20 protein-coding genes are annotated in these 21,854 nt (G+C 60.6%); 10 read left to right on the forward strand and 10 right to left on the reverse strand.

Translation table 11 applies throughout. From position 1 onward, the window contains the following. Positions 1–240: 240 nt before the first annotated feature. The 4 genes from AB4N84_RS22355 to AB4N84_RS22370 are packed head-to-tail and all read right to left on the reverse strand — an operon-like array spanning position 241 to position 3,782. The gene (locus tag AB4N84_RS22355; RefSeq protein WP_074749693.1) at positions 241–852 is read right to left on the reverse strand and encodes a PqiC family protein; all 612 of its coding nucleotides are present in this window, start codon (positions 850–852) and stop codon (positions 241–243) included. Then, on the reverse strand, positions 849–2,531 hold the full coding sequence (locus AB4N84_RS22360) for a PqiB family protein (protein WP_460043220.1): 1,683 nt from the start codon (positions 2,529–2,531) through the stop codon (positions 849–851). Before AB4N84_RS22360 ends, AB4N84_RS22355 begins: the two co-directional genes overlap by 4 nt. Then, the gene (locus AB4N84_RS22365) at positions 2,524–3,138 is read right to left on the reverse strand and encodes a paraquat-inducible protein A (protein WP_460043221.1); all 615 of its coding nucleotides are present in this window, start codon (positions 3,136–3,138) and stop codon (positions 2,524–2,526) included. Before AB4N84_RS22365 ends, AB4N84_RS22360 begins: the two co-directional genes overlap by 8 nt. Continuing rightward, a complete protein-coding gene (locus AB4N84_RS22370) occupies positions 3,135–3,782 on the reverse strand; it encodes a paraquat-inducible protein A (protein ID WP_074749696.1) in 648 nt (215 codons plus the stop codon). The genes AB4N84_RS22365 and AB4N84_RS22370 overlap by 4 nt, the downstream gene beginning before the upstream one ends. Before the next feature lie 441 nt (positions 3,783–4,223). On the opposite strand from AB4N84_RS22370, the gene AB4N84_RS22375 reads away from it, so the two are divergent. The 4 genes from AB4N84_RS22375 (at position 4,224) to AB4N84_RS22390 (ending at position 10,514) form a co-directional block, all read left to right on the forward strand. Further along, entirely contained in the window at positions 4,224–6,416 is a 2,193-nt protein-coding gene (locus tag AB4N84_RS22375) for a PQQ-dependent dehydrogenase, methanol/ethanol family (RefSeq protein ID WP_460043223.1), read from the forward strand. Positions 6,417–6,594: 178 nt separating this feature from the next. Then, positions 6,595–8,037, forward strand: a complete 1,443-nt coding sequence (aldA, locus tag AB4N84_RS22380) for an aldehyde dehydrogenase (RefSeq protein ID WP_074750223.1) — start codon at positions 6,595–6,597, stop codon at positions 8,035–8,037. A gap of 185 nt (positions 8,038–8,222) precedes the next feature. Beyond that, the gene (locus AB4N84_RS22385) at positions 8,223–9,017 is read left to right on the forward strand and encodes a helix-turn-helix domain-containing protein (RefSeq protein ID WP_460043225.1); all 795 of its coding nucleotides are present in this window, start codon (positions 8,223–8,225) and stop codon (positions 9,015–9,017) included. 90 nt (positions 9,018–9,107) lie between these two features. Further along, positions 9,108–10,514: an NAD(P)/FAD-dependent oxidoreductase gene (locus AB4N84_RS22390; RefSeq protein ID WP_460043226.1), complete on the forward strand. Its 1,407-nt coding sequence runs from the start codon at positions 9,108–9,110 to the stop codon at positions 10,512–10,514. Between the two features lie 25 nt (positions 10,515–10,539). On the opposite strand, the gene AB4N84_RS22395 is transcribed toward AB4N84_RS22390, so the two are convergent. Further along, positions 10,540–12,486, reverse strand: coding sequence for a sigma-54-dependent Fis family transcriptional regulator (locus AB4N84_RS22395; protein ID WP_460043227.1), 1,947 nt, complete (start codon positions 12,484–12,486; stop codon positions 10,540–10,542). A gap of 417 nt (positions 12,487–12,903) precedes the next feature. On the opposite strand from AB4N84_RS22395, the gene pqqA reads away from it, so the two are divergent. After that, positions 12,904–12,975 carry a pyrroloquinoline quinone precursor peptide PqqA gene (gene pqqA, locus AB4N84_RS22400; RefSeq protein ID WP_074750225.1) on the forward strand — a complete coding sequence of 24 codons (72 nt, stop codon included), beginning with the start codon at positions 12,904–12,906 and terminating at the stop codon, positions 12,973–12,975. A gap of 84 nt (positions 12,976–13,059) precedes the next feature. Here the strand turns inward: pqqA and AB4N84_RS22405 are convergent, their stop codons facing one another. Next, a complete protein-coding gene (locus tag AB4N84_RS22405; protein WP_460043228.1) occupies positions 13,060–13,929 on the reverse strand; it encodes a LysR family transcriptional regulator in 870 nt (289 codons plus the stop codon). Positions 13,930–14,060: 131 nt separating this feature from the next. On the opposite strand from AB4N84_RS22405, the gene AB4N84_RS22410 reads away from it, so the two are divergent. The 3 genes from AB4N84_RS22410 (at position 14,061) to AB4N84_RS22420 (ending at position 16,549) form a co-directional block, all read left to right on the forward strand. Then, positions 14,061–15,233, forward strand: coding sequence for a mandelate racemase/muconate lactonizing enzyme family protein (locus tag AB4N84_RS22410; protein ID WP_074749701.1), 1,173 nt, complete (start codon positions 14,061–14,063; stop codon positions 15,231–15,233). Positions 15,234–15,603: 370 nt separating this feature from the next. Then, positions 15,604–15,957 carry a hypothetical protein gene (locus AB4N84_RS22415; RefSeq protein WP_074749702.1) on the forward strand — a complete coding sequence of 118 codons (354 nt, stop codon included), beginning with the start codon at positions 15,604–15,606 and terminating at the stop codon, positions 15,955–15,957. Positions 15,958–16,054: 97 nt separating this feature from the next. Beyond that, positions 16,055–16,549 carry a hypothetical protein gene (locus tag AB4N84_RS22420; RefSeq protein ID WP_460043229.1) on the forward strand — a complete coding sequence of 165 codons (495 nt, stop codon included), beginning with the start codon at positions 16,055–16,057 and terminating at the stop codon, positions 16,547–16,549. A gap of 134 nt (positions 16,550–16,683) precedes the next feature. Here the strand turns inward: AB4N84_RS22420 and AB4N84_RS22425 are convergent, their stop codons facing one another. Continuing rightward, complete coding sequence (locus AB4N84_RS22425; protein WP_074749704.1) at positions 16,684–17,001, reverse strand: ElaB/YgaM/YqjD family protein; 318 nt, start codon at positions 16,999–17,001, stop codon at positions 16,684–16,686. A 215-nt stretch (positions 17,002–17,216) separates the two neighbouring features. Between AB4N84_RS22425 and AB4N84_RS22430 the strand changes: the two genes are divergently transcribed. Next, positions 17,217–17,474 carry a hypothetical protein gene (locus AB4N84_RS22430; protein WP_074749705.1) on the forward strand — a complete coding sequence of 86 codons (258 nt, stop codon included), beginning with the start codon at positions 17,217–17,219 and terminating at the stop codon, positions 17,472–17,474. A gap of 4 nt (positions 17,475–17,478) precedes the next feature. Here the strand turns inward: AB4N84_RS22430 and AB4N84_RS22435 are convergent, their stop codons facing one another. Next, a complete protein-coding gene (locus tag AB4N84_RS22435; protein ID WP_460043231.1) occupies positions 17,479–18,396 on the reverse strand; it encodes a LysR family transcriptional regulator in 918 nt (305 codons plus the stop codon). Between the two features lie 92 nt (positions 18,397–18,488). Here AB4N84_RS22435 and AB4N84_RS22440 point away from each other — a divergent pair, with 92 nt between their 5' ends. Continuing rightward, positions 18,489–19,415, forward strand: a complete 927-nt coding sequence (locus AB4N84_RS22440) for a carbon-nitrogen hydrolase family protein (RefSeq protein WP_460043232.1) — start codon at positions 18,489–18,491, stop codon at positions 19,413–19,415. A gap of 146 nt (positions 19,416–19,561) precedes the next feature. On the opposite strand, the gene AB4N84_RS22445 is transcribed toward AB4N84_RS22440, so the two are convergent. Beyond that, positions 19,562–20,041 carry an LEA/WHy family protein gene (locus tag AB4N84_RS22445; protein WP_460043234.1) on the reverse strand — a complete coding sequence of 160 codons (480 nt, stop codon included), beginning with the start codon at positions 20,039–20,041 and terminating at the stop codon, positions 19,562–19,564. Between the two features lie 58 nt (positions 20,042–20,099). Further along, positions 20,100–21,602, reverse strand: coding sequence for a nucleobase:cation symporter-2 family protein (locus tag AB4N84_RS22450; RefSeq protein WP_460043236.1), 1,503 nt, complete (start codon positions 21,600–21,602; stop codon positions 20,100–20,102). Between the last annotated feature and the right edge of the window lie 252 nt (positions 21,603–21,854).

A 21,854-nucleotide genomic window follows, 5' to 3' on the forward strand; every position in this document is an offset into this window, starting at 1 on the left:
CACGTCCCGGTGGACGGGGCTTTGCGGCCGATGCGGCGGATTGTGGATCCATTCTAGGGAAGGGCGAAAGCATTATTCTTAAACAGTCGTTTGAGCACATTGTTACAAGAATTGTACGTGCGCGTAAGGTTGTACAAGTTTTATAAAGGCTGTCGATTGAATGTATTGAAGAACCCCGAACAGTCTGTTTGGGGTTTATTTGAGGTCATTACGTTGTATCAAATCCGGTACTTGCTGTGTTTATGAAGGACAACGGGAAGTGGGTTGACGCGCCCATTCATTCGCCGTCTTGGCGATGGCGTCGGCCAGACGGGATACTGCTTTTTGATGGGCCAGAACCAGGCTTTCCATGCCGACACCTGCTGGCTGACGAATGACACTGCTGCAGGTCAGTGACTGTCGTTTGGTTCCGCTGTTGCGCAGGCTCAGGTTCCAGACCACGTCAATCATTGCATAGTGGTCGAGCACCGATTCAAACCGTCTCACATCCGTGCGCACCGACAATACCGGCTCGTCGTTCTGCTTGGGCAGGCCCGCCAGGTCGCGGGAACCAAACCTGCGCTCCAGTTCTCCGGTCAAGGCGTCGTGGAACTCATCGCCCAACGGCGCGCCCCAGCGTTCGTTCTCCAGAATGGCCAGACTGCCATCGCCCTGACGCACCACCAGCGGCGGCTGATCCACTTGTACGGCCATCAGCACCGGCTGCATCTCGAACTGAAAAGGCGCTTGCGCGGTGGTGGCGGGTGCCTGGATGGCGGGCGCGATCAGGGTGTAGTAATGCGTCGGTGTCGACGAACAGGCGCCAAGGCCCAACGCGCAGGCCAGGGTCAACAGGTGTTTGCGCACAATCATTGGGCAGGCTCCGGAGCGATTTCACGGGAAGAGGAAGAACCTTTGTACGAACCCGGGGCTGCATCACCGGAGCGGCCACGGATCAGCGATTCAGGATGGCGGCTGAGGAAGTCTGTCAACACGCGGACCGAGCGGGCCGTGCGCTGGACTTCTTCCATCGCTTGACCCAGTTGCTGGCGCGCTGGCGAATCTTCGGAGAATGCCGAATTGGCGGTCCCGATGGTCTTCTGTGCTTGCTGCAGGGTGCCGCGCATTTGCGGAAGGATGTCTGTGTTCACCTGCTTCATGGTTTTTTGCAGTTCAACCAGGCTGCCGTTCAGATTGGTCGCCAACTCGTCGATCGGGATTTTGCCCAGCTTGTCGACGAACGCCTGCAATTGTTCCTGCAGCTTGTCGAAGCTGCCGCCCACGGTTGGAATTTCCAGCGGTCGGGCCTTGGCGTTGTAGGCGATTTTGGGGGCTTTCGGATCGAAGTCCATCGCCACATAGAGTTGGCCTGTGAGCAGGTTGCCCGTGCGCACCTGAGCCCGGAGCCCGCGTTCGACGAAGCGGCCAAGAATGCGTGAGGTCTGTTCTTCTTCGTCGCCGCCGCCCGCCTGCTCTCTGAGTTTGTCGTTGGCCGCGCCAAGGCGCTGCGGGTAGATCACGGCGCCCACCACGCCCGGGAATGAGCCGGTGGCGGGGTCGTAGTCCAGGTCGACCGACACCACTCGACCGATGTTCACGCCCAGAAAATCCACCGGCGCATTGACCACCAGACCGCGCAGCGACTGGTTGAAGCGCATGCGGATGTACTTGGGCTCGCCATCGGGCGGCGCGAGGGCGGTGGCCTGGTCTTCAAACAGCTTGAATTCGGCATTGCCCTGAGCGGGCTTGGCGTCGGGGCTGTATTTAGGCTCGCGAAACGCGATGCCGCCGGAAATGATCGAGGTCAGTGACTGGGTCGAGACCTTCAAGCCGGCCGCACCCACGCTGACGTCGACACCGCTGGCATTCCAGAACCGCGAGTCGTCGAGCACGTATTTGTCGTTGGGCGAGTTGATGAAAATCTCGACATCGACGCCTTTGCCGTCCTTGGCGAGTTCGTACGCGACGACCTGGCCCACCTGAATGCGACGGAAGTAGATGGGCGAGCCGATGTCGAGCGAGCCCAGGTCGTCGGTGTGCAGGATAAAGCGTTTGCCTTTTTCGCCAAAGGTGACGGGCGGCGGGTTTTCAAGGCCGGTAAAATTTTTCTCGGTCTTTTCCGAGCTGCCCGCGTCGGCGCCGATGAATGCGCCGGACAGCAAGGTGTCGACCCCGGAGATGCCGTGCGCACCGATGCGCGGACGTACCACCCAGTATTGAGAGTCCGCGCGGGTAAACGGCGCCGCCGACTGGTTCAGCTCAATGGTGGCCAGAACGTGTGTGCGGTCATCGCTGAGCGTAATGTCGGTTACGGTCCCGATCACCACGTTCTTGTATTTGACCTGCGTTTTCTTGGCTTCCAGGCCTTCGGCGGTCTGGAAGCTGACCACGACCTTGGGGCCGACGTTGAGGAAGTCGTGGACGACCATCGAAAGCCCGATGACACCGGCAACGATCGGTACCAGCCAGACCAGTGAAATGCGGGCCTTGCGCGCCTTGACCTGCGGACGTACAGGCGCGGGCGCTGACGGGGGTAGGGTGTTATCAGACATCTTCAACCTCTGCGTCCCAGATGAGCCGGGGATCGAAACTCATGGCGGCCAACATCGTCATGACCACCACTAAACCAAAGAACAGGATGCCCAGCCGTGGCTCGATGGTGCTAAGCCCGCGAAACTGAACCAGCGCCGCCACCAGGGCGACCACCAACACGTCGAGCATCGACCAGTAGCCGATCAACTCGATGAACCGATAAAGCCGTGACCGCTCGCGCATGGCCCACTGGCTGCGGCGCTGGCAGGTAATCAACAGCGTCCCCAGCACCAGAAATTTGATGCAGGGCACCAGCACGCTGGCGACGAAAATCAGGATGGCGATGTCCCAGGAGCCGCCTTCGGCGAACTCGATCACACCGCTCATGATGGTGTTTTCACTGGCGCTGCCCAGAAGTGTCGTGAACATCACCGGCAGTGTGTTTGCCGGAATGTAGAAAATCAGGCCGGCGATCAGGAAGGCCCATGTCCGGATCAGGCTGTTGGGTTTGCGGGCGTGTACGGCGGAGTCGCAACGCGGGCAATCGTGGGCGTCCTGTGGGCACACATAGTTGCACACATGGCAGAGGGTGACCTTGTGCTCACGGGCGAAAGGAATGCCGTTCATTCGGGTTCTACTCCCAACTCGTCCCACAGCCTGCGTATGTCTTTTCCGGCAATCAGCACGATCAACACCATCAGCATCGCCATGGCCCACAGGCCCACGCCGGGATGGACGTCGAGCATGCCGGCGAGCTTGACGATGGCCACCAGAATGCCGAGCAGGCAGACCTCGAGCATGCTCCAGGGGCGCAAATGTTCAAGGGTGCGCATGCAGGTTTTGAAACCCGGCGCGATTTCGTTGCGGTGCGCGTGGACCAGGACCCAGAACAGCAGGGCGATCTGCAGGGCCGGTGCCAGAATGATCGCTAGGCCTGCCACCAGCGCGATCAGGGTGATCTGCCCTTGGGCGAGGGCCTCGACCGACCCCCACAAGGTCACCTCGTTATACAGCCCTTTCATGCTGATGCTGATGACGGGAAAGACGTTGGCGAAGATAAACAGGATGCCCGCCGCAATGCTCAGTGCCAGCATCTGTTCTATGGTCATGCGGTGCCCGCGGTCGAGCAGGGCAGCACACCGCAGGCAATACGCAGCCTCGCCCTTGTTCAGGCTTTGAGCCTGATAGAGCGAATCGCAGTGCTCGCAGATGATCCACTGTGCGGGATCGTCCAGAGGCGATGGGGTATCGGTCGCGGTGCGTTCGGTCATTGTGGCCATCGTTGGCGGATTCGACGTGTTCACGAGAGTTCGGGCTTGCAGCATAGCGTGCTTGAGGGCAGTACCGCGCCAGCGAGGTTCGCCCCGTGGTATGCGTTTGTGTCACGGGTGACTGAGGTCATGAACAGCACGCTGATGAACATTCGATTGAGAGATTGACCACAATGCCAGCATCCGGTTCGGCGGTGGCCAGACAGTATCGAAAAACAATCAGGATCAAACCCCGTTGGCTGTCGCACTCCACCGTGGGGTTGTTGCGGCGTGTGTCGTCCAAAACGCGACAAGTGTAGCGCGACAGCAGTGTGCTGCGCTCGCAGTTCTCGCCATAAGTGACTGAAAGATCGACGTTTCACGGGCGTGGCACAGCGCTTGCTTTTTCCGTGTCAAGCCGGGGCACACGAGCGCCCGGTTCTAATAAGAACGGAGAGCCACATGAACCGATTTGGCCAGCACCTTCGCCTTCCCGGCACACCCCCCCGTCTGTTTGTAAGCGCCGTCGCGCTGAGTGTCGCTTTCGTGTCCCAGGGCGGCTTCATCGCCTCGAGCCTCGCGGCCGAGCAGCCCGCCGCTGTCGACGGTGCGCGAATCAGCGCCGCCGATCAGGAGCCGGGCAACTGGATGAGCCACGGGCGGACGTACGACGAGCAGCGTTTCAGCCCACTGAAAAAAATCAACGACAACAACGTGAGCGGGTTGGGTCTGGCCTGGTCATACAAGCTGGATATCGACCGGGGCGTCGAGGCCACCCCCATCGTGGTGGATGGCGTGATGTACACCACCGGGCCGTTCTCGGTGGTCTACGCGCTCGACGCTCGCGACGGGAAACTGCTGTGGAAGTATGACCCGCATTCGGACCGCAGTCGTGCGGGCGAAGCCTGTTGCGACGCGGTGAACCGAGGCGTGGCGGTGTGGGACGGTAAAGTCTTCGTGGGCGTTCTGGACGGTCGTCTTGAAGCCATCGATGCCAAAACCGGGCAGAAGGTCTGGTCGGTGGACACCCGGACCAGCCCGGACCGCTCCATTACCATCACCGGTGCGCCGCGCGTGGTAAAGGGCAAGGTCATCATTGGCAACGGCGGTGCCGAATATGGCGTGCGCGGTTACATCACCGCTTACGATGCGAACACCGGGAAGCAGGACTGGCGGTTCTTCACGGTGCCGGGTGACCCGAAACTGCCGCCGGAAAACAAGGCCATGGAGATCGCCAGCAAAACCTGGTTTGGCGATAAGTTCGTGGAGCAGGGTGGCGGCGGCACGGTCTGGGACTCCATGTCGTACGATCCGAAACTCAATCTGCTGTACATCGGCGTGGGCAACGCTTCGTCGTGGAACCCGCGGCTGCGGTCGGAAGGCAAGGGCGACAACCTGTTTCTGTCTTCCATCGTGGCGATCAACCCGGACAACGGCGAGTACGTCTGGCATTACCAGACCACCCCGGGGGACGCGTGGGACTTCACCGCGACCGCGCACATCATGCTCGCGGACCTGAAGATCGACGGCAAAATGCGTCAGGTGCTGATGCAATCGCCGAAGAACGGTTTCTTCTATGTCATCGATCGCAAGACCGGCGAATTGCTCTCGGCGAAGAACATCGTCCCGATCAACTGGGCGACCGGCGTCGACATGAAGACCGGCCGGCCGATCGTCGACGAGAAAGCCGCCGTTTACTGGCGCGATCCCGAGAAGAAAGCGCTGCTGGTGCAACCTGCGTTCTGGGGCGCCCACGACTGGCAGCCGATGTCTTACAACCCGCAAACCGGCCTGGTCTACATCCCGGCGCACATCATGTCGGCGCTGTACCAGGACGTCGACGGCCAGCCACCCCGCAAGAAGTTCAAGAGCATGTACCAGCTGCAGGTCAATACCGGGATGATGCCGGAAGACCCTGAAGGCCTGCGCAAACTGGCGGACACCTGGACCGGCAAGCTGATCGCCTGGGACCCGCTCAAGCAGGAAGCGCGCTGGGAAGTGCCGTACTCGACGATCTTCAACGGCGGCACCTTGAGTACCGCGGGCAACCTGCTGTTCGAGGGCACGGCGGATGGGCGGGTGGTCGCCTATTCGGCGGACAAGGGCAAAGTGCTCTGGGAGCAACCCGCCAACACCGGTGTGATGGCAGGCCCCGTGACCTACGAGGTGGACGGCGAGCAGTACGTGACGTTCATGGCGGGCTGGGGCGGTGCGTTTTCGACCTTTGCCGGTGCGCTGTCGCTGCGCGCCGGGGTCAAGCCCAACGCGCAAGTGCTGACCTACAAGCTGGGTGGGACGGCGAAGCTGCCTGACCTCAAATACAAATACGCCGACCGCAAGGTCGATCCTCCTGCGTTCACCGGCACCACCGAACAGGTGGACAAGGGCCGTGCGCTGTTCAACGGCCATTGCGACACCTGCCACGGCATCAACGCGATCAGCGGAGGCGTGTTGCCGGACCTGCGCATGCTCAGCAAGGAAAACCACCAGATGTTCCTCGGGATCGTTTACGGCGGTCGTGTCAACGATGGCATGCCGTCGTTCGCCGACGAACTAAAGCCGGACGAAGTGGAACTGGTGCATCAATACATCATCAAGCGCGCCAACGACCTGAAGAAAGAAATGGCATCGGCCAAAACCGCTGCGACCCAGTGACCCCGAAATCAGCGGCGGCGGAGAACCTGTGGGAGCGCATTCATTCGCGAAGAAATCGGGCAGGCGATGCGAGTGTGTCGGTCCAGTCAGCCTCTCGCGAATGCATTCGCTCCCGCAGGAGAACGGACGCGTTCTGGAAGGAACGCAACAGAACAATCAATCAGCAGAGGCAGCATTCATGGGCAATTCCTTACCGATCTACCAAAGCTACATCGACGGCGCCTTCAGCGCGGGCGACAGCCTGATCGAAGTCTTCAACCCGGCCAATGGCGAGCTGCTGGGGTCTGTGCCGGAAACCAGCATCAGTGAGGTCGAGCGCGCCATCGCGGCCGCCCGCAGTGCGCAGAAGGGCTGGGCACGCAAGCCGGCCAATGAACGCGCCGGTTACCTGCGCCGGATCGCGACGAAGGTGCGCGAGAATGCCGACCGCCTGGCACGAATCATCACCGCCGAGCAGGGCAAGGTGTTGGGGCTGGCGCTGGTGGAGGTCAACTTCACCGCCGATTACCTGGACTACATGGCCGAGTGGGGCCGTCGCCTGGAAGGGGAAATCCTCACCAGCGACCGGCCTGGCGAAAACATCTTCGTGTTCCGCAAACCATTGGGTGTGGTGGCCGGGATCCTGCCGTGGAACTTCCCGTTCTTCCTCATTGCCCGCAAACTTGCCCCGGCGTTGATCACCGGCAATACGATCGTCATCAAGCCGAGCGAAGAAACGCCGATCAATTGCTTCGAGTTCGCCAGGCTGCTGGCTGAGACCGACCTGCCCAAAGGCGTCGTCAATATCGTTTCGGGCAGGGGCGCGACCGTGGGCAATGCGCTCAGCGCCAGTGCCGCCGTGGACATGGTCAACTTTACCGGCAGCGTCGCCACGGGCCAGCGCATCATGGCGGCTGCGGCACACAACATCACCAAACTGAACCTGGAGCTGGGCGGTAAAGCCCCGGCCATTGTGTTGGCCGATGCCGACCTGGGACTGGCCGTCAAAGCGATTACCGCATCGCGAGTGATCAATACCGGGCAAGTCTGCAACTGCGCCGAGCGGGTCTACGTCGAACGCAAAGTCGCCGATCAATTCGTCGAGCAGGTCAGCGTGGCCATGGCGGCGACCAAATATGGCGATCCGCTGACCGAAGAGGGCCTGGACATGGGCCCGCTGGTCAACAAGGCGGGTCTGGACAAGGTGGCTCAGATGGTCAAGACCGCGGTCAGCGAGGGGGCGCAGATCATCACCGGTGGCGCCATTGCGGACAGGAACGGCAAGGGCTTTCACTACCAGCCCACCGTGCTCGCCAATTGCCGTCAGGACATGGAAGTCATGCGTCAGGAGATTTTCGGACCGGTGTTGCCGATCCAGATCGTCGACGACCTGGACGAAGCCATCGCGTTGGCCAACGATTGCGAATACGGCCTGACGTCCTCGCTCTACACCCGCGACCTGAGCGCCGCGATGCGTGCCTGCAACGAGATCGATTTCGGCGAGACCTACATCAACCGCGAGAACTTCGAGGCGATGCAGGGTTTCCATGCCGGGGTTCGTAAATCAGGGATCGGCGGCGCGGATGGCAAGCACGGCGTGTACGAATTCACGCACACGCATGTGGTGTATATCCAGATCTGACGCGTGCCGCCGGTCGATCTGTCGTCGGTTCTTGCATCGGTATCGCGACGTGACGCCGATCCTGCAGGCGTGAACGTGCTCGCCAACACGCTCACGCCTGCAACGGGTTTTGCACAGCACACGTCTTCAAACCCGCTCACATTCGTGTAATTTGTCACCCGTCTCCACCACCACCCGAGTCACCCATGTCCTTGCCCGACGACGGCCCTGAACACACGGCGGCCACCGGCGAAACCGTCTTGCGTTATCACCTGTGCTGGAAACGCCGCGATCTGGACGGCGTCATGGCGCTGTATCACCCCGACATCCAATACAACGATTTCTTTCAAAACTGCACGCTGGGTTTGTCCGAGCTGCGTGACTACGTGCGCCTCAGCATGCCCCGGCAAGCCGGCGAAGCGCTGGAGCACAGTGACCGTATCCGCGTCGACGGCAATACGGCGTTCATTCAGTACCAAGTGACGCTGCGCGGTGGGCGAGGGCTGGTGTCGTTCCATGCCAGCGAAGCGATCACTGTGCGTGGAGGGCTCATCTGGCGTGTCAACGAATATGCCTCGCTGGTGCGGCAGAACGCCGATGACAGCGCCGGCCCAAGTGCCCGTCCCAGTGTCAGTCGATTGGGCCTTTCGCCTCGCCAGTTGAGCTTCATGGCCGATGACCTGCAAGATTACTTCCAGGGTCAGCAGCCTTATCTGGACCCGGAGCTGGATTTGCAGCGCGTCGCCACGGCCTGCGGCTACAGCCGTAACCAGATGTCCTATCTGCTCAATCAGGTGCTGGGCCAAAGCTTTTATCGCTACGTTAATCAGGCCCGTTTGCAGCACGTGCTCGATGCACTGGAAAACACACCGCAACCGGTTCGCATCGACGAGCTGGCTTTCGCCGCCGGTTTCAATTCCCTGTCCGCGTTCTACCGTTGCTTTCGCCAGCGCACGGGTCTGTCGCCCAAGGCCTGGATCAAACAGACCGAATCCCGGTAGGCGGTATTCTTTGCGGGCACGCAAGCACGACAGCCGCTACGCGTAACGACTAGGATCGTCGTTATCGGCCTTTGTTTGATGGAGAGTGCAATGCCCGCCTGGCAAACGATCAGCGTGTGGATGGACCAGCTCGACGAACCCCTGTCACCGCGACCCTCGTTACAAGAGGATCTGGACGTTGATGTGGCAATCATTGGCGCGGGATACACCGGGCTGTGGACGGCCTATTACCTCAAGCGTCAGGCGCCGGATCTGAATGTCGTCATCATTGAGGGGCAGACCGCAGGCTTCGGTGCCTCGGGGCGTAATGGCGGCTGGCTGATGGGAAACCTGCTGGGTGAGGACCGGATGCTGGCAGGCCGGTCGACCGCAGAGCGTCGCGCCTCGTATGACCTGTTGTTCGGCATTCCCGACGAGGTCAAAACCGTTCTCGACCGCGAAGGCATCGATTGCGATTATCGCAAAGGTGGTGCGCTGTACTGCGCCGCCCGCTACCCCGAACAGGAACGGACTCTGCGTGAATACCTGGACAAGCTTTACATGCATGGGCTGACCGAGGCCGATTATCGCTGGCTAAACCCTGATCAACTGGCCGGGCAGTTGCGCATCGCCCGCCCTTACGGCGCCATTCACTACGCTCATCTGGCCACGATACACCCTGCAAAACTGGTGCGAGGGCTGGCGCGCGTGGTCGAAAACATGGGCGTGCGCATCTACGAGACAACGCCCGCCACCGATTGGCGATCCGGGCAGGTGTCGACGGCTCACGGCGAGGTTCGCAGCCGCTGGGTGGTGCCGGCGGTGGAAGGTTACGCCGCGCAAATGCCACCGTTGGGACGCTATCAATTGCCAGTACAAAGCCTGCTGGTGGCCACTGAACCGTTGCCCGCAAGTGTCTGGGACGAGATCGGTCTGAGTCACGGTCAGGCCTTTAGTGAAAACAGTCGGCAGGTGACATACGGTCAACGCTCGATGGACAACCGGCTGGTGTTCGGTGCCCGGGGTGGTTATCAGTTTGGCGGGCGTCTGCGGGAAAACTTCGACCTGACCGACAGCGAGGTCGAGTTGCGCCGCTACCTGTTTGGCGAACTGTTCCCGCAACTGAAAAACACCCGAATCACGCATTCGTGGGGCGGCAACCTGGGCATGTCCCGACGTTTTCATCCGCACATGCTGTGTGATAAAGCCACCGGTATTGCGCTGTCAGGCGGGTATGGTGGGGAGGGCGTCGGCGCCAGTAATTTGGGCGGTCGGACGCTTGCCGACCTGATCCTTGAGCGCGATACACCGCTGGTTCATCAGCCTTGGGTCATCCGCGAGGGAGGGCTCAACCGGCTAAAAGGCTGGGAGCCTGAACCCTGCCGCTGGCTGGGCTACAACGCGATCATCCGCAGCTTTGTGCACGAGGATCAAACCCTCGCGGATCCCTCGACAGCCCCGTGGCGGCGAAAGATCGCCAGCGGTGTGGCCGATTTCATGGAAGGGTTCATGAAGTAAGGCACTGCCCGGCCTGACGCGTTCGTCAGGTCATTCGGTTCGGCGCCACGAGGCGGTATTTCTTCATCTTGCGGTACAGCGTCGACCTCGCCACCGCAAATTCGTCAGCCACTGCGGTGATGTTCCATTGGTGACGGCGCAAGGCTTCCAGCAGATGCTGGCCTTCATCGTCGGCAGCCAATCGCGCCAAAGGCGGTCGGGCTTCGACAGGCGCGAGCGAGTGAAGCGCTTGCGCCTGATCAAGCAGTTCGGCAGGCAGGCAATCGGTGGTGATCCTGCCATTGTCCGCCAGCGCCACGGCGTAACGCAGCACATTGATCAACTGGCGAATATTGCCTGGCCAGCCGTACCGGCTCAGCAACGCCATGCTCGTGGTGTCGATCCGGCAGTGTTCCCCTCCGGGCTGATCGCGCAGGACGGTTTCGATCAATGAGCCGATATCGCTGCGCTCGCGCAACGCTGGCAGTTGCAGGGTCATGCCGTTGAGGCGATAGAACAGGTCTTCCCGAAACGCTTTGCCCGCGATCATCTGTGAGAGGTTCTGGTGGGTTGCCGAGATCACCTGAATATCCAGGGGCAGCGGCGTGTCGGCACCCAGCGGCGAGATTTCACGTTCGGCGAGCACTCGCAACAAACGGGTTTGCAGATGAGCCGGCATGTCGCCGATTTCATCGAGGAACAGCGTGCCGCCGTTGGCGATTTCCAGTTTGCCCTTCATGCCCTTCTTGTTGGCACCGGTGAAGCTCCCGCTGCGGTAGCCGAACAGCTCACTTTCGATCAGGGTTTCGGGAATCGCCGCACAATTGAGCGCGACGAAGGGCCCGGTCCGACGTCGGCTGGCCTGATGGATCGCCCGGGCGAAGGCTTCTTTGCCGGTGCCGGTTTCGCCGTTGATGAGAATGGGCAGGTCCTTGTCCAGCACCTTGTACAAGCGCGCCACGCTCTGTTGCAGGCGAACGTCCGCGCCACTGAGCTGAACCAAGGTTGGCGCGCGGTGAATGCCGGCGGTCGGCCGACTGTCGGCAGGTTTGGCGGAGCGAACCTTGACCGGCATGCGCAGCCCGACCTCCACCAGACGCGTCCCGATGCGCAGCCGTGTCGCATTGGCGCCACCGTTGTTCAAGCGCAGCAGCTCATCGACGTCCACCGGCAGCAGGTCACTGAGCCTGCGCCCAAGCAGTACGCCGTGGCCGTGGGTTTCATGTTCAACGAAGGCGGCGCGGTTGGCGCCGATGACCCGTCCCTGATCGTCCAGCGCCAGTAACTGCTCGTTGGCCAGGTCGCTGATCTCATCGCATGGCTTGACCATGAGCGTCAGGGTGTTGCGGTGGCTGTGGCGGAAATACGCGTTTTCGATCATCCGCGCGTACATGATCACCAGTTGCAGGGTCAGATACTGTGCCTCTTTTGGACCGTTGCTGTTCAGGCATGAGGCATTCAGGCAGCCGCGCACATTGCCCAGCGAATCGAAGATCGGCGACACGGAACAGCTCAGTCGGTCGTTCTCACGCAGAAAGTGCTCGTCCCGGTGAATGATCAGCGCGCTGCCCGAGGCCAGGCCCGTGCCGATGCCGTTGGTGCCGACCCGCGACTCGTCCCAGCGCGAGCCGACGATCAACCCCGAGTCGGCATATGCACTGCCCGTGGTGGGCACGCGAGAATCGAGGGCGATGCCGTGCTCGTCGCTGAGCAGCACTGCAAAACCCGCCTGACCCACGCGTTTTGCCAGACCGCTGACGCCTTGGCCGGCGATGGACATGTAGTCGTGATGAAAATCCTGATGGCGATGAATCTCGGCGGCACTGAGCACCACCTTGTTGCCGCGGGCGGCGGGTTCCAGGCCGTGCTCCACGACGCTGCGATACCAGGACTGCACGATCAGACCATCGGAAGGCAGGCTGCGGTCGGGGAAATAGTCTCCGACAAAGGCATTGAGATCAGCGGGACCGGCTCCCGTGCTCTGCAAGGACATAGCGTTCTCTCCTGATGCGTCTGCGACCTGGCGGTGACAGCGCATGAATTATTGTTCTTCAGTGCTCAACGAATGAGGCCGCGAACGTTCTTGGCGGCGGGCGTAATGCTTCAGACTAGCCTTTATCAGGAATATCACCTGTTACAAAAAATAATCCAGTGATGCAAAAACACCGCAGCAAAACCCGTACCGGCTCACCTTGGATGAGCGCAACGCCACTGCTGCGCGGCCAAAGGGTTTTCATCCGCCCGTTCTGTTGCGCAACGTTCGTCCCGGCGGTGCTACAGGTGTAGCGACCGTGTTGCGCTGGCGGTAAGGGTCACTGCCAGGTCTGGCTGCTGCAGGCCTTGCGGCGCGTAAACATCGGCGTATAACTGAGCCACCGGACTGTCCCGGTGTCGCCAGGGAGTGTTGCCTATGTGGACCAAACCGACCTACACCGATCTGCGCATCGGCTTTGAAGTCACGATGTACTTCGCCAGCCGTTGAACCCAAAACGGAAGCCCCGGCAATCCCAGAATGTCGGGGCTTTTTCGTGGTCGTTGCACGCCGCGCCCAGGGGTATCGAGACGGCTAAAGTTTCGCCCAGAAATCCTCCGCGAAATCGCTCAGGGCCATGGCGGGCCTGAACAGGCGGACCTCCAGCGCAATATCCCAGTGCGCGTCCAGTGCGCGTATCAGCTTGCCGCTGACGAATTCGGGTTCGGCCAGTGTTTTCGGCAGCCAGGCAAAGCCTTTGCCCTCCAGCACCATTGACAGCAGGACGGCCGCCAGGTGTGAGCTGAACACCGTGTGCATCTGGGGTGGTTGCGACTCCTGAAGCAGGCGCGCCGAAACGATTCGCCCCAGCCCTGATTCCGCTGTGTAACCCAGCAATGACAGCGGTTCGGCGACCGAGTTGGGTTCGAACTGCTGTGCCTGCAAAGGCATCAGCACGTCGCTGCCCACCACTTTTGAATGGAAGGATTCAGCGGGAAATTGTGGCGGCACGTCCGGGTGCTGATGACACAGCAAAAACTGCACTTCGCCGCCGAGCAGCATCTGCTCGCAAACCCGCATATTGTCCGAGTGCAGCCGTATCGCCTCGATCGGGCTGGTGCGTTCCGCCGCACGAACCCAGCCGGGGAAAAAAGTGAACGACAGCGAATGCGTGGCCGCGAAGTGCAGCGTGCGCGCCTGTTTGCCGGCGACTTCGCGGGCTTCCTGACGCATCTGATACAGGCGCCGGGTCATCTCCTGCGCACTGCCGAGCATGTGTCGCCCGGCATCGGTCAACATCGCGCCCTGTGTGGTGCGTTCGAACAGGTCCACGCCGACCCATGTCTCCAGCGCACGGATCCTTCGGCTGAATGCCGGTTGGGTCACATGACGCAGTTCCGCGGCACGAGAAAAGTTGCCGCTCTGCGCCAGCGCATTGAAATCTTCCAGCCAGACCAATTCCATCGTGATGCCGTCCGCGCATTGAGTGCCGCGTTTTTAGCATTGGCCGCAGCGAAAGGTCCAGCCCTAGAGTGAGTCCACCAACGGCTGCACCACCATTCGAAATCGCTATCAAAAAACAATAGGAGTTACCCATGCGTATCGTCGATATCCGCGAGAAAACCGTTTCCATTGCCTCGCCGATTGCCAATGCCTACATCGACTTCTCCAAGATGACCTGCTCGGTCGTTGCGGTGATCACCGACGTGATCCGCGATGGCAAACCGGTCATTGGCTACGGCTTCAACTCCAACGGCCGTTACGGCCAGGGCGCCCTGATGCGCGACCGTTTCCTGGCCCGCGTGCTGGAGGCCGACCCTGAATCGTTGATCGACAAGGAACATGACAACCTGGACCCGTTCGCCATCTGGAAAACCCTGATGACCAACGAGAAGCCGGGCGGTCATGGTGAGCGCTCGGTCGCCGTGGGCACCATCGACATGGCGGTTTGGGACGCGGTCGCGAAGATCGAGGGCAAGCCCCTTTACCGCCTGCTGGCCGACCGTTATCGCGACGGTGTGGCGGACGATAAGGTCTGGGTGTACGCCGCCGGCGGTTACTACTACCCCGGCAAGGACCAGACCAAGCTCAAGGCCGAAATGCAGAGCTATCTGGATCGCGGCTATGACGTCGTGAAAATGAAAATCGGTGCCGTGCCGCTGGCCGAAGACCTGCGCCGCATCGAAGCGGTGCTGGAAGTGGTGGGCGATGGTCAGCGTCTGGCGGTCGATGCCAACGGCCGTTTCGACCTGAAGACCGGTATTGCTTACGCCGAAGCCATCAAGCCGTACAACCTGTTCTGGTACGAAGAAGTCGGCGATCCGCTGGATTACGCGCTGCAAGCGGAACTGGCCAATCACTACGACCTGCCGATGGCGACAGGCGAAAACCTGTTCTCCCATCAGGACGCCCGCAACTTGCTGCGCCACGGCGGCATGCGCCCGGACCGCGATTTCCTGCAGTTCGACTGCGCGCTGTCCTACGGCCTGGTGGAATACCTGCGCACCCTCGACGTCATGAAAGAGCTGGGCTGGTCCTCACGCCGCGTGGTGCCCCATGGCGGTCACCAGATGTCGCTGAACATCGCCGCGGGCCTGCACCTGGGCGGCAACGAATCCTATCCGGACGTGTTCCAGCCATTCGGTGGGTTCGCCGATGGCATCCGCGTCGAAAACGGCTATGTCGGCCTGCCGGATATCCCGGGCGTGGGTTTCGAAGCCAAGTCGGCGTTGTATGCAGTGATGCGCGAGCTGGGTGAGGGCGCGTGATTTCGCTCGACGGGTAATAGCCCTTTTGTGGGAGCGAGCTTGCTCGCGAAGACGATGGTTCAACCACCGACAAGGCAGCGGCTGTACCGATCGCTTCGCGAGCAAGCTCGCTCCCACAGAGAGACCTGCAGTATCCGTTCAGTCCTTTCCCCTCATCCAAAAACAACAGTGAGGCATTCCATGGAACAGGCTTCGAATGGTCATGGGCGTGGCGCTGAGGCCCCGAGTCCGGGCCGCGTCGGAAAGTCGCAGGTGTGATGCGCAGGGGCCGGTGGTCGGTGGTTGATCACCGTTCGCCGATCCTTCCCGTTACAACTCGCGGTTGCCTGCGGTGGTAGACTCTCGCCACTTCAGACGAGGAGCGACAGACGTGCGCAAGATGGCAATGATGGTGGCGGTATTGATGCTGGCAGGCTGTGACGCTGGCAAACCCGCACCAGCCCCCAAGGTATCGACCGCTGACTCGGTCGCAGAAGCACCGACCCCGGCGTCACCTCAATGGACCATTCGCGTTCATTTGAAAGAAGCGCTAAGCGATATGACGTACTGGCTGGTCGAGCACCATTATCCTTCGTACGTGGTCAAGGTCGAGGGCAAGGAAGTGGTCATGATCGGCCCGTTCGAGTCGCAGGAAGTCGCCGAAAAAGCCAAGACCGATATCGATGCCGCCTTGGTCAAGGGCCATCGCCTGTCACAGCTGGAAGTGATACCGCCCAAATCCTGAGTCTCTCCCGACGATGTGACGCGACAGCACGGGTCTGCTGTGCCACCCTCCGTTCACGCGCTCGAATGCTCGAGCGGGTGAACCGGGAATCGCCGTTATGGACGAGATTCAACGCCTCAGTGAACTGCTGTCTGCCAATCAGCGTTTCGAGGAGCAAAAGCATCAGCGTTTTCGCGATGACCTGACGCAGTGGAACGCCAGTATCGAGGCCCTGTATCAGCAGGTCGAAGACTGGCTTGCACCCCTGGTCGAAGCGGGGCAAACCCGTTTTGAGTACGAACCGCATCTGGCCCAGAACAAGGGATACCCTGACGAAAACTCGCCGTTCATGACGCGCCGCATGTGCTTTGCGTTGGGTGCTCATCCGGTCGAATTCGTGCCCGATGCGATGGGTTCGAAAGGGCAGGTGAGCCTTTCAGTCAGCGGCCTGAGCCTGCATGGACAGGAAAAATACAGCTTGCAACTGGATGCGGGGCGCCGTGACTGGATGCTGAGAAAGACCGTGGGCGTGAAGGACACTGAGCCGTTGGCGTTCACGGCGGATTACTTTGGCCGATTGCTGCAAGGCGTGGTGCCGCAGCGGCAGGGTTAAGCCCTTTTCGCTAGCTAAGTGTTTACTTGCAGGAGCGCGCTTGCCCTGGAACTTGGAGTATCAGCCAAAGAATATTTGGCTGATCCAGCGCAATCGCGGGCAAGCGCGCTTCTACAGGGTTGGCCTGGTTTGAATCAACGACGACCCAGCAGCAGACCTACAACCAGACCAAACCCGGCGGAGATTGCCACGGTCTGCCAAGGGTGGCCGCCGATGTAAGTTTCGGTGGCTTCGACGGCAGGCTTGGTGCGCTCACGCACGTTGCTGACCGAATCCAGCGCCTGCTTGAGCTTCACGCTCAGCTGTTGGCGCACGGTATCTGCCTCTTCGCCGACCAGCGCGGCGCTGTCCTTGAGCAGTTTGTCGGACTCTTCGATCAGGGCCGCCAATTCGCTGAATGCCTGATCCTTGATCTGTTCGGCGGCAGTCTGGGCTGCAGTTTTACGGGCCATGGTTATTTCCTTTCAGTTGATAATGGCAGTGACCAATGGAGTCATCCGGGGCCGGAAAAGTTGCAGTGTGTGTGCGCCTCTACGTAAAAAGTGCGACGAATGTAATCGGGCATCCGTGCCGTCACGTGTAAGATGCTGACGCTTTCGGGCCAGCACTGCCCGGAATCACGCGTCCTGTTTTTGAACACCCGTTTTTGCAGACCGAGGTAAACGTCATGAGTTACAACCTGGCCAACAAGTCTCTCGCCGAACGCGCCGAAATCGAAGACGAAAAGTCCCGTCTGTTCGAGCTGTGGCAGAGCAACCTTGGCAAGGCCAAGGGCGAAGCCGCCCGGCTGATGGGCGAGCGCGCCAAGCGCAAAGGCAAGTGGTCGGAGTGGGTCCGGGCCGAGCTGGATGCCATGTCGCCGCCGGAATTCGCCAACATGGTCCGTGCCGAAGTCAACCGGCTGGTGGCCGCCGCCCGAGGCTGACGGATCAGGCGCTGACCTTGAACAGCGCCTCAATGGCCTCTCGTACTTTCATGACCGCCGGGTCTATCTGAGCGTTGGTACGCCAGCCTAGCTCGATGGGGTAACGCGGCATCGACAACGGGCAGTCGAGCAGGGCCAGGCCCGATAAGTGCGCCACCGCTTCGGCCGCATGCCCAGGGATGGTCGAGATCGCGTCAGTGCCTTTGAGCAGGTAGGGCAGCGCGGCGAAGTGGGTGGTCGATGCGCACACCGTTCGCGTCAGGCCCAGACTCGACAACCCCTCATCGACCATGCCGATGATGCCTCCCGACGACACCAGAATCTGCTCGCGGGCGATGAACTCGTCCAGCGTCAGTGCCTGCTGGCCCGGCCTCAGGCTCGCAGGATCGGCCAGACACCGATAATCCCCTTCACCCAACACCCTTCGACTCAGCAACCGGTCGGCCAGTCCGCCTGACGCAATCGCCAGATCGATGCTGCGCGCCATCAATGCCGCGCCGACGATCTGGCTGTGGGTTTGACGAAAGATCAACCTAAGGCCGGGCGCTCGTTCGCGAATGGACGCCATCAGGCGCCTGCCAAACGCCATCTCAAAATCATCCGATAGCCCCAGCGCGACAGAGCGACCTTCGAAATGTGCGCCTGACGGATCGACCATGGCCAGGCTCTGTCGGCACTTGTTCAAGGCGTCCGTCACCACGGGTTTGAGCTGATTGGCTCGCAAGGTGGGCGCCAGGCCGCGTCCGGTGCGGATGAACAATTGATCGTCGTACACGTCGCGCAAACGCCGCAGCGCCGCGCTGACCGCCGATTGCGTGACGCCCAGGCGCAGGGCTGCACGGCTGGCGCTGGTTTCATCGTGCAGCGCTTCAAAGACTTTCAGCAGGTTGAGGTCGACGTCAGCGATATTCATCTGGTTCATATCATTAACAATTGAGCAGGGCTTTATTCATGTTGGTTGAGGCATAGAGAATTAGCAACAGATGCCTCTTACCGCTCAACAGGAGTTTTCCAATGCCCAAATCCATCGTTGCTGCGCTGCAGATCGGCGCCTTGCCCGGAGGCAAAGCCGACACGCTGGCGCAGATTCTGTCTTACGAAGGGGCCATCCGCGATGCCGGCGCCAGCGTCGTGGTGATGCCCGAGGCGTTGCTCGGCGGATACCCCAAAGGTGAAACCTTCGGCACTCAATTGGGTTATCGACTGCCGGAGGGGCGTGATGCATTCGCCCGCTATTTCGAGAACGCCATCGATGTTCCCGGTGCCGAGACCGGCGCATTGGCCGAGATGTCGGCCCGCACAGGCGCCAGCCTGGTGATCGGGGTGATCGAGCGAGCGGGCAGCAGTCTGTTCTGCACTGTGCTGTTCTTCGAGCCGCAGGGCGGTCTGGTCGCCAAGCATCGCAAGCTGATGCCAACCGGCACCGAACGGCTGATCTGGGGCAAGGGTGACGGGTCGACGTTGCCGGTCATCGATGCCAAGGCCGGGCGCATCGGTGCTGCGGTGTGCTGGGAAAACCAGATGCCGCTATTGCGCGCCGCGATGTATGCCAAAGGCGTGCAGATCTGGTGTGCACCGACCGTGGATGAGCGGGAAATGTGGCAATGCACGATGCGCCATGTAGCGCAGGAAGGACGGGTCTTTCTGATCAGCGCGTGTCAGGTGCAGGCGTCGCCCGACGCATTAGGCATCGAGGTGGCCAATTGGCCCTCTGAACGCCCATTGATCAATGGCGGCAGCGTGATCGTAAGCCCCATGGGAGAGGTATTGGCCGGACCGCTCGTGGGAGAAAAGGGCTTGCTGACGGCTGAGATCGACACGGACGAACTGGTGCGCGCGCGGTACGACTTCGACGTTGTCGGTCATTATTCGCGGCCAGACGTGTTCGAACTGGTGGTGGATGAGCGCGCCAAGCCTGGCGTGCGATTTGTGAGTGATTGAATGAACATGTCCGTGATCAATGCCACCTGTAGGAGCGCGCTTGCCCGTGATTGCGTCATGTCAGTCAACCTCTTCGTTGCCGACCTGCCGACATCGCGGGCAAACGCGTCTCTACAGGGTTGGGGCGTACAGGGTTTGGGTGCAGCTCACCAACTGCCACTTGCCGGCTGTGGCAGGCTCAAGGTCCCGCTGTCATAAAAACGCATCGTGCCGAACAGCCCGCCCGCCAGCTTGCCGTGTAATTCGTAAGGCAGGTTGTCCAGACGCTGCGTCTCGGTCAGGCCGACTGCCTGACGCAGTGCGGCAAAGGCTGACACGGTCACCGGCACGGTCAACACCCCTTCAGAAAACCGCGTGATCGTGCCTTTCTGATCGCTGACGCCCGACGCCAGCAGCTTACCGTTCACGTCAAGGTTCAACGCGACGCCGTCGTATTGAATGTCCGTATCGTTGGGGTTCTGCAGGCGCAGTTTGACCGCAAAGCGGATTTCCAGGTCCTGCCCGGGAAGTGGCTCGATGCCTACCACGTTGATGTTCAGCGGGTCGCGGTTGGGGAACAGCGCGCAGGCGCTCAAGCCCAAAACCAGCAAGCAGGCAAAAAAGGTCCGCAGGGGACGTAATTGCATCGTGATGCTCCAGTTGCCGAGGCCAGGCAGGGGCACGACTGCACCCCTGCCAAGCAGCCTAGCGGTTCAACTGTGCGACCGCTCGCGTGGAGAGAGGTTCTGTTTCGGCGCTCTTTGCGGCGTCGGGTGCCGGGTCCTGTAACACTTTTAGGGTTGAGGCTTCCGGGTCGAATTCGGTCAGCTCGTCCTCCACATACTCTTCCGGCAGGAAGATATTGAGCAGGATTGCGCAGAACGCGCCGACGGTAATCGGCGATTCAAAGATGTTGTGCAACGCTTTGGGTAGCTCACGCAACACCTCCGGGACCGCCGCGACGCCCAAACCCATGCCTAGCGAAATCGCCACGATGAGCATGTTGCGGCGGTGTAGCCCGGCCTCGGACAGGATCTTGATGCCTGCGACCGCCACGGTACCGAACATGATCAGCGTGGCGCCGCCCAACACGGGCTTGGGCATGAGTTGCAGGACGGCGCCAATGATTGGGAACAGCCCCAACAGCACCAGAATCCCGGCAATGAAAAACGCCACGTACCGGCTTGCTACGCCCGTCAACTGTATCACCCCGTTGTTCTGCGCAAACGTGACCATGGGCAGACTGTTGAAGGTGGCCGCCATCGCTGAGTTCAGACCGTCAGCCAACAGCCCCGATTTGATCCGCCGAATGTAAACCGGCCCGCTGACGGGTTGCTGCGAGATCATCGAGTTGGCCGTCAGATCGCCGGCCGCTTCCAGTGGCGACACCAGAAAGATCACCGCGATCGGGATGAACGCCAGCAGGTCGAACGAGAAGCCGTATTTGAACGGCACCGGAATGCTCATGACCGGCACCTGCGGCATGTGCGCGAAGTCTACGCGGCCCATGTACCAGGCCACCAAGAAGCCCAAGGTGAGGCCGATGATGATTGCGCTCAGGCGCAGCAACGGAATATTGAAACGATTGAGGACCACGATGGTGCCCAGCACCAGTGCAGCCAGCCCCAGGTTGGTGGCGGAACCCAAATCGGTGGCGCCGAAGCCGCCCGCCATGTCGGTCATGGCGACCTTTAACAACGACAGCCCCATCAAGGTAATGATGGTGCCGGTGACCACAGGCGTGATCAGCTTGCGCAGCTTGCCGATGAACTGGCTTAGCGCAACTTCGACGAAGGCGGCGCAGAAGCACACGCCGAAAATGGTCGACAGAATTTCTTCGGTACCGCCGCCTCGGCTTTTCACCAGAAATCCCGCGCTGAGGATCACGCTGAGAAACGAAAAACTGGTGCCCTGTAAACACAGCAGCCCCGAACCGATCGGGCCGAACCGTTTGGCCTGGACGAAGGTGCCCAGGCCGGACACAAACAGCGCCATGCTGATGAGGTAGGGCACTTCGCTGTCCAGCCCCAGCACGCTGCCGACGATCAGGGTGGGTGTGATAATGCCGACGAAGCTGGCGAGCACGTGTTGCAACGCTGCAAATATCGCGGCGGTAAAGTGCGGACGGTCATTGAGCCCGTAGATCAGGTCGGTCCTGTTCTTGGCTGAGACGGGGCGGGACGAAGAGCTGCTTTGCGGTGTGGTCATGTTTAGCCTGCCATTTGTTTTTATACGGTCATGGGCTTTGCAAGTGACGCTGTACTGACCTGTATACAAAAACTGTCTGGATGGTCAGGTTTTGCGACTCTACAACATGTCGACAAATGGAAAAACAATTCATTTGTAAATTGTGTACAAAAAAATGGCATGGGCGGGACGCAAGGTCGTAGTAAAAAGGGCGCGCAGAATGCCAGAAAAGACTACGCGGGTGTGCGGCAGACGCTTATTCTGTGGCCGGTG

This window comes from Pseudomonas sp. S2_H01 (assembly GCF_054668305.1).

What these genes read in the sequence shown, in the direction of transcription:
- AB4N84_RS22430 (WP_074749705.1), top strand. Translation starts at nt 17,217, where the DNA reads ATGAGTTACAACCTGGCCAACAAGTCTCTCGCCGAACGCGCCGAAATC.
- AB4N84_RS22435 (WP_460043231.1), bottom strand. Translation starts at nt 18,396, where the DNA reads ATGAACCAGATGAATATCGCTGACGTCGACCTCAACCTGCTGAAAGTC.
- AB4N84_RS22365 (WP_460043221.1), bottom strand. Translation starts at nt 3,138, where the DNA reads ATGAACGGCATTCCTTTCGCCCGTGAGCACAAGGTCACCCTCTGCCAT.
- AB4N84_RS22370 (WP_074749696.1), bottom strand. Translation starts at nt 3,782, where the DNA reads ATGACCGAACGCACCGCGACCGATACCCCATCGCCTCTGGACGATCCC.
- aldA (WP_074750223.1), top strand. Translation starts at nt 6,595, where the DNA reads ATGGGCAATTCCTTACCGATCTACCAAAGCTACATCGACGGCGCCTTC.
- AB4N84_RS22360 (WP_460043220.1), bottom strand. Translation starts at nt 2,531, where the DNA reads ATGTCTGATAACACCCTACCCCCGTCAGCGCCCGCGCCTGTACGTCCG.
- AB4N84_RS22440 (WP_460043232.1), top strand. Translation starts at nt 18,489, where the DNA reads ATGCCCAAATCCATCGTTGCTGCGCTGCAGATCGGCGCCTTGCCCGGA.
- AB4N84_RS22395 (WP_460043227.1), bottom strand. Translation starts at nt 12,486, where the DNA reads ATGTCCTTGCAGAGCACGGGAGCCGGTCCCGCTGATCTCAATGCCTTT.
- AB4N84_RS22390 (WP_460043226.1), top strand. Translation starts at nt 9,108, where the DNA reads ATGCCCGCCTGGCAAACGATCAGCGTGTGGATGGACCAGCTCGACGAA.
- AB4N84_RS22410 (WP_074749701.1), top strand. Translation starts at nt 14,061, where the DNA reads ATGCGTATCGTCGATATCCGCGAGAAAACCGTTTCCATTGCCTCGCCG.
- AB4N84_RS22450 (WP_460043236.1), bottom strand. Translation starts at nt 21,602, where the DNA reads ATGACCACACCGCAAAGCAGCTCTTCGTCCCGCCCCGTCTCAGCCAAG.
- AB4N84_RS22405 (WP_460043228.1), bottom strand. Translation starts at nt 13,929, where the DNA reads ATGGAATTGGTCTGGCTGGAAGATTTCAATGCGCTGGCGCAGAGCGGC.
- AB4N84_RS22420 (WP_460043229.1), top strand. Translation starts at nt 16,055, where the DNA reads ATGGACGAGATTCAACGCCTCAGTGAACTGCTGTCTGCCAATCAGCGT.
- AB4N84_RS22445 (WP_460043234.1), bottom strand. Translation starts at nt 20,041, where the DNA reads ATGCAATTACGTCCCCTGCGGACCTTTTTTGCCTGCTTGCTGGTTTTG.
- AB4N84_RS22375 (WP_460043223.1), top strand. Translation starts at nt 4,224, where the DNA reads ATGAACCGATTTGGCCAGCACCTTCGCCTTCCCGGCACACCCCCCCGT.
- AB4N84_RS22355 (WP_074749693.1), bottom strand. Translation starts at nt 852, where the DNA reads ATGATTGTGCGCAAACACCTGTTGACCCTGGCCTGCGCGTTGGGCCTT.
- AB4N84_RS22425 (WP_074749704.1), bottom strand. Translation starts at nt 17,001, where the DNA reads ATGGCCCGTAAAACTGCAGCCCAGACTGCCGCCGAACAGATCAAGGAT.
- AB4N84_RS22385 (WP_460043225.1), top strand. Translation starts at nt 8,223, where the DNA reads ATGTCCTTGCCCGACGACGGCCCTGAACACACGGCGGCCACCGGCGAA.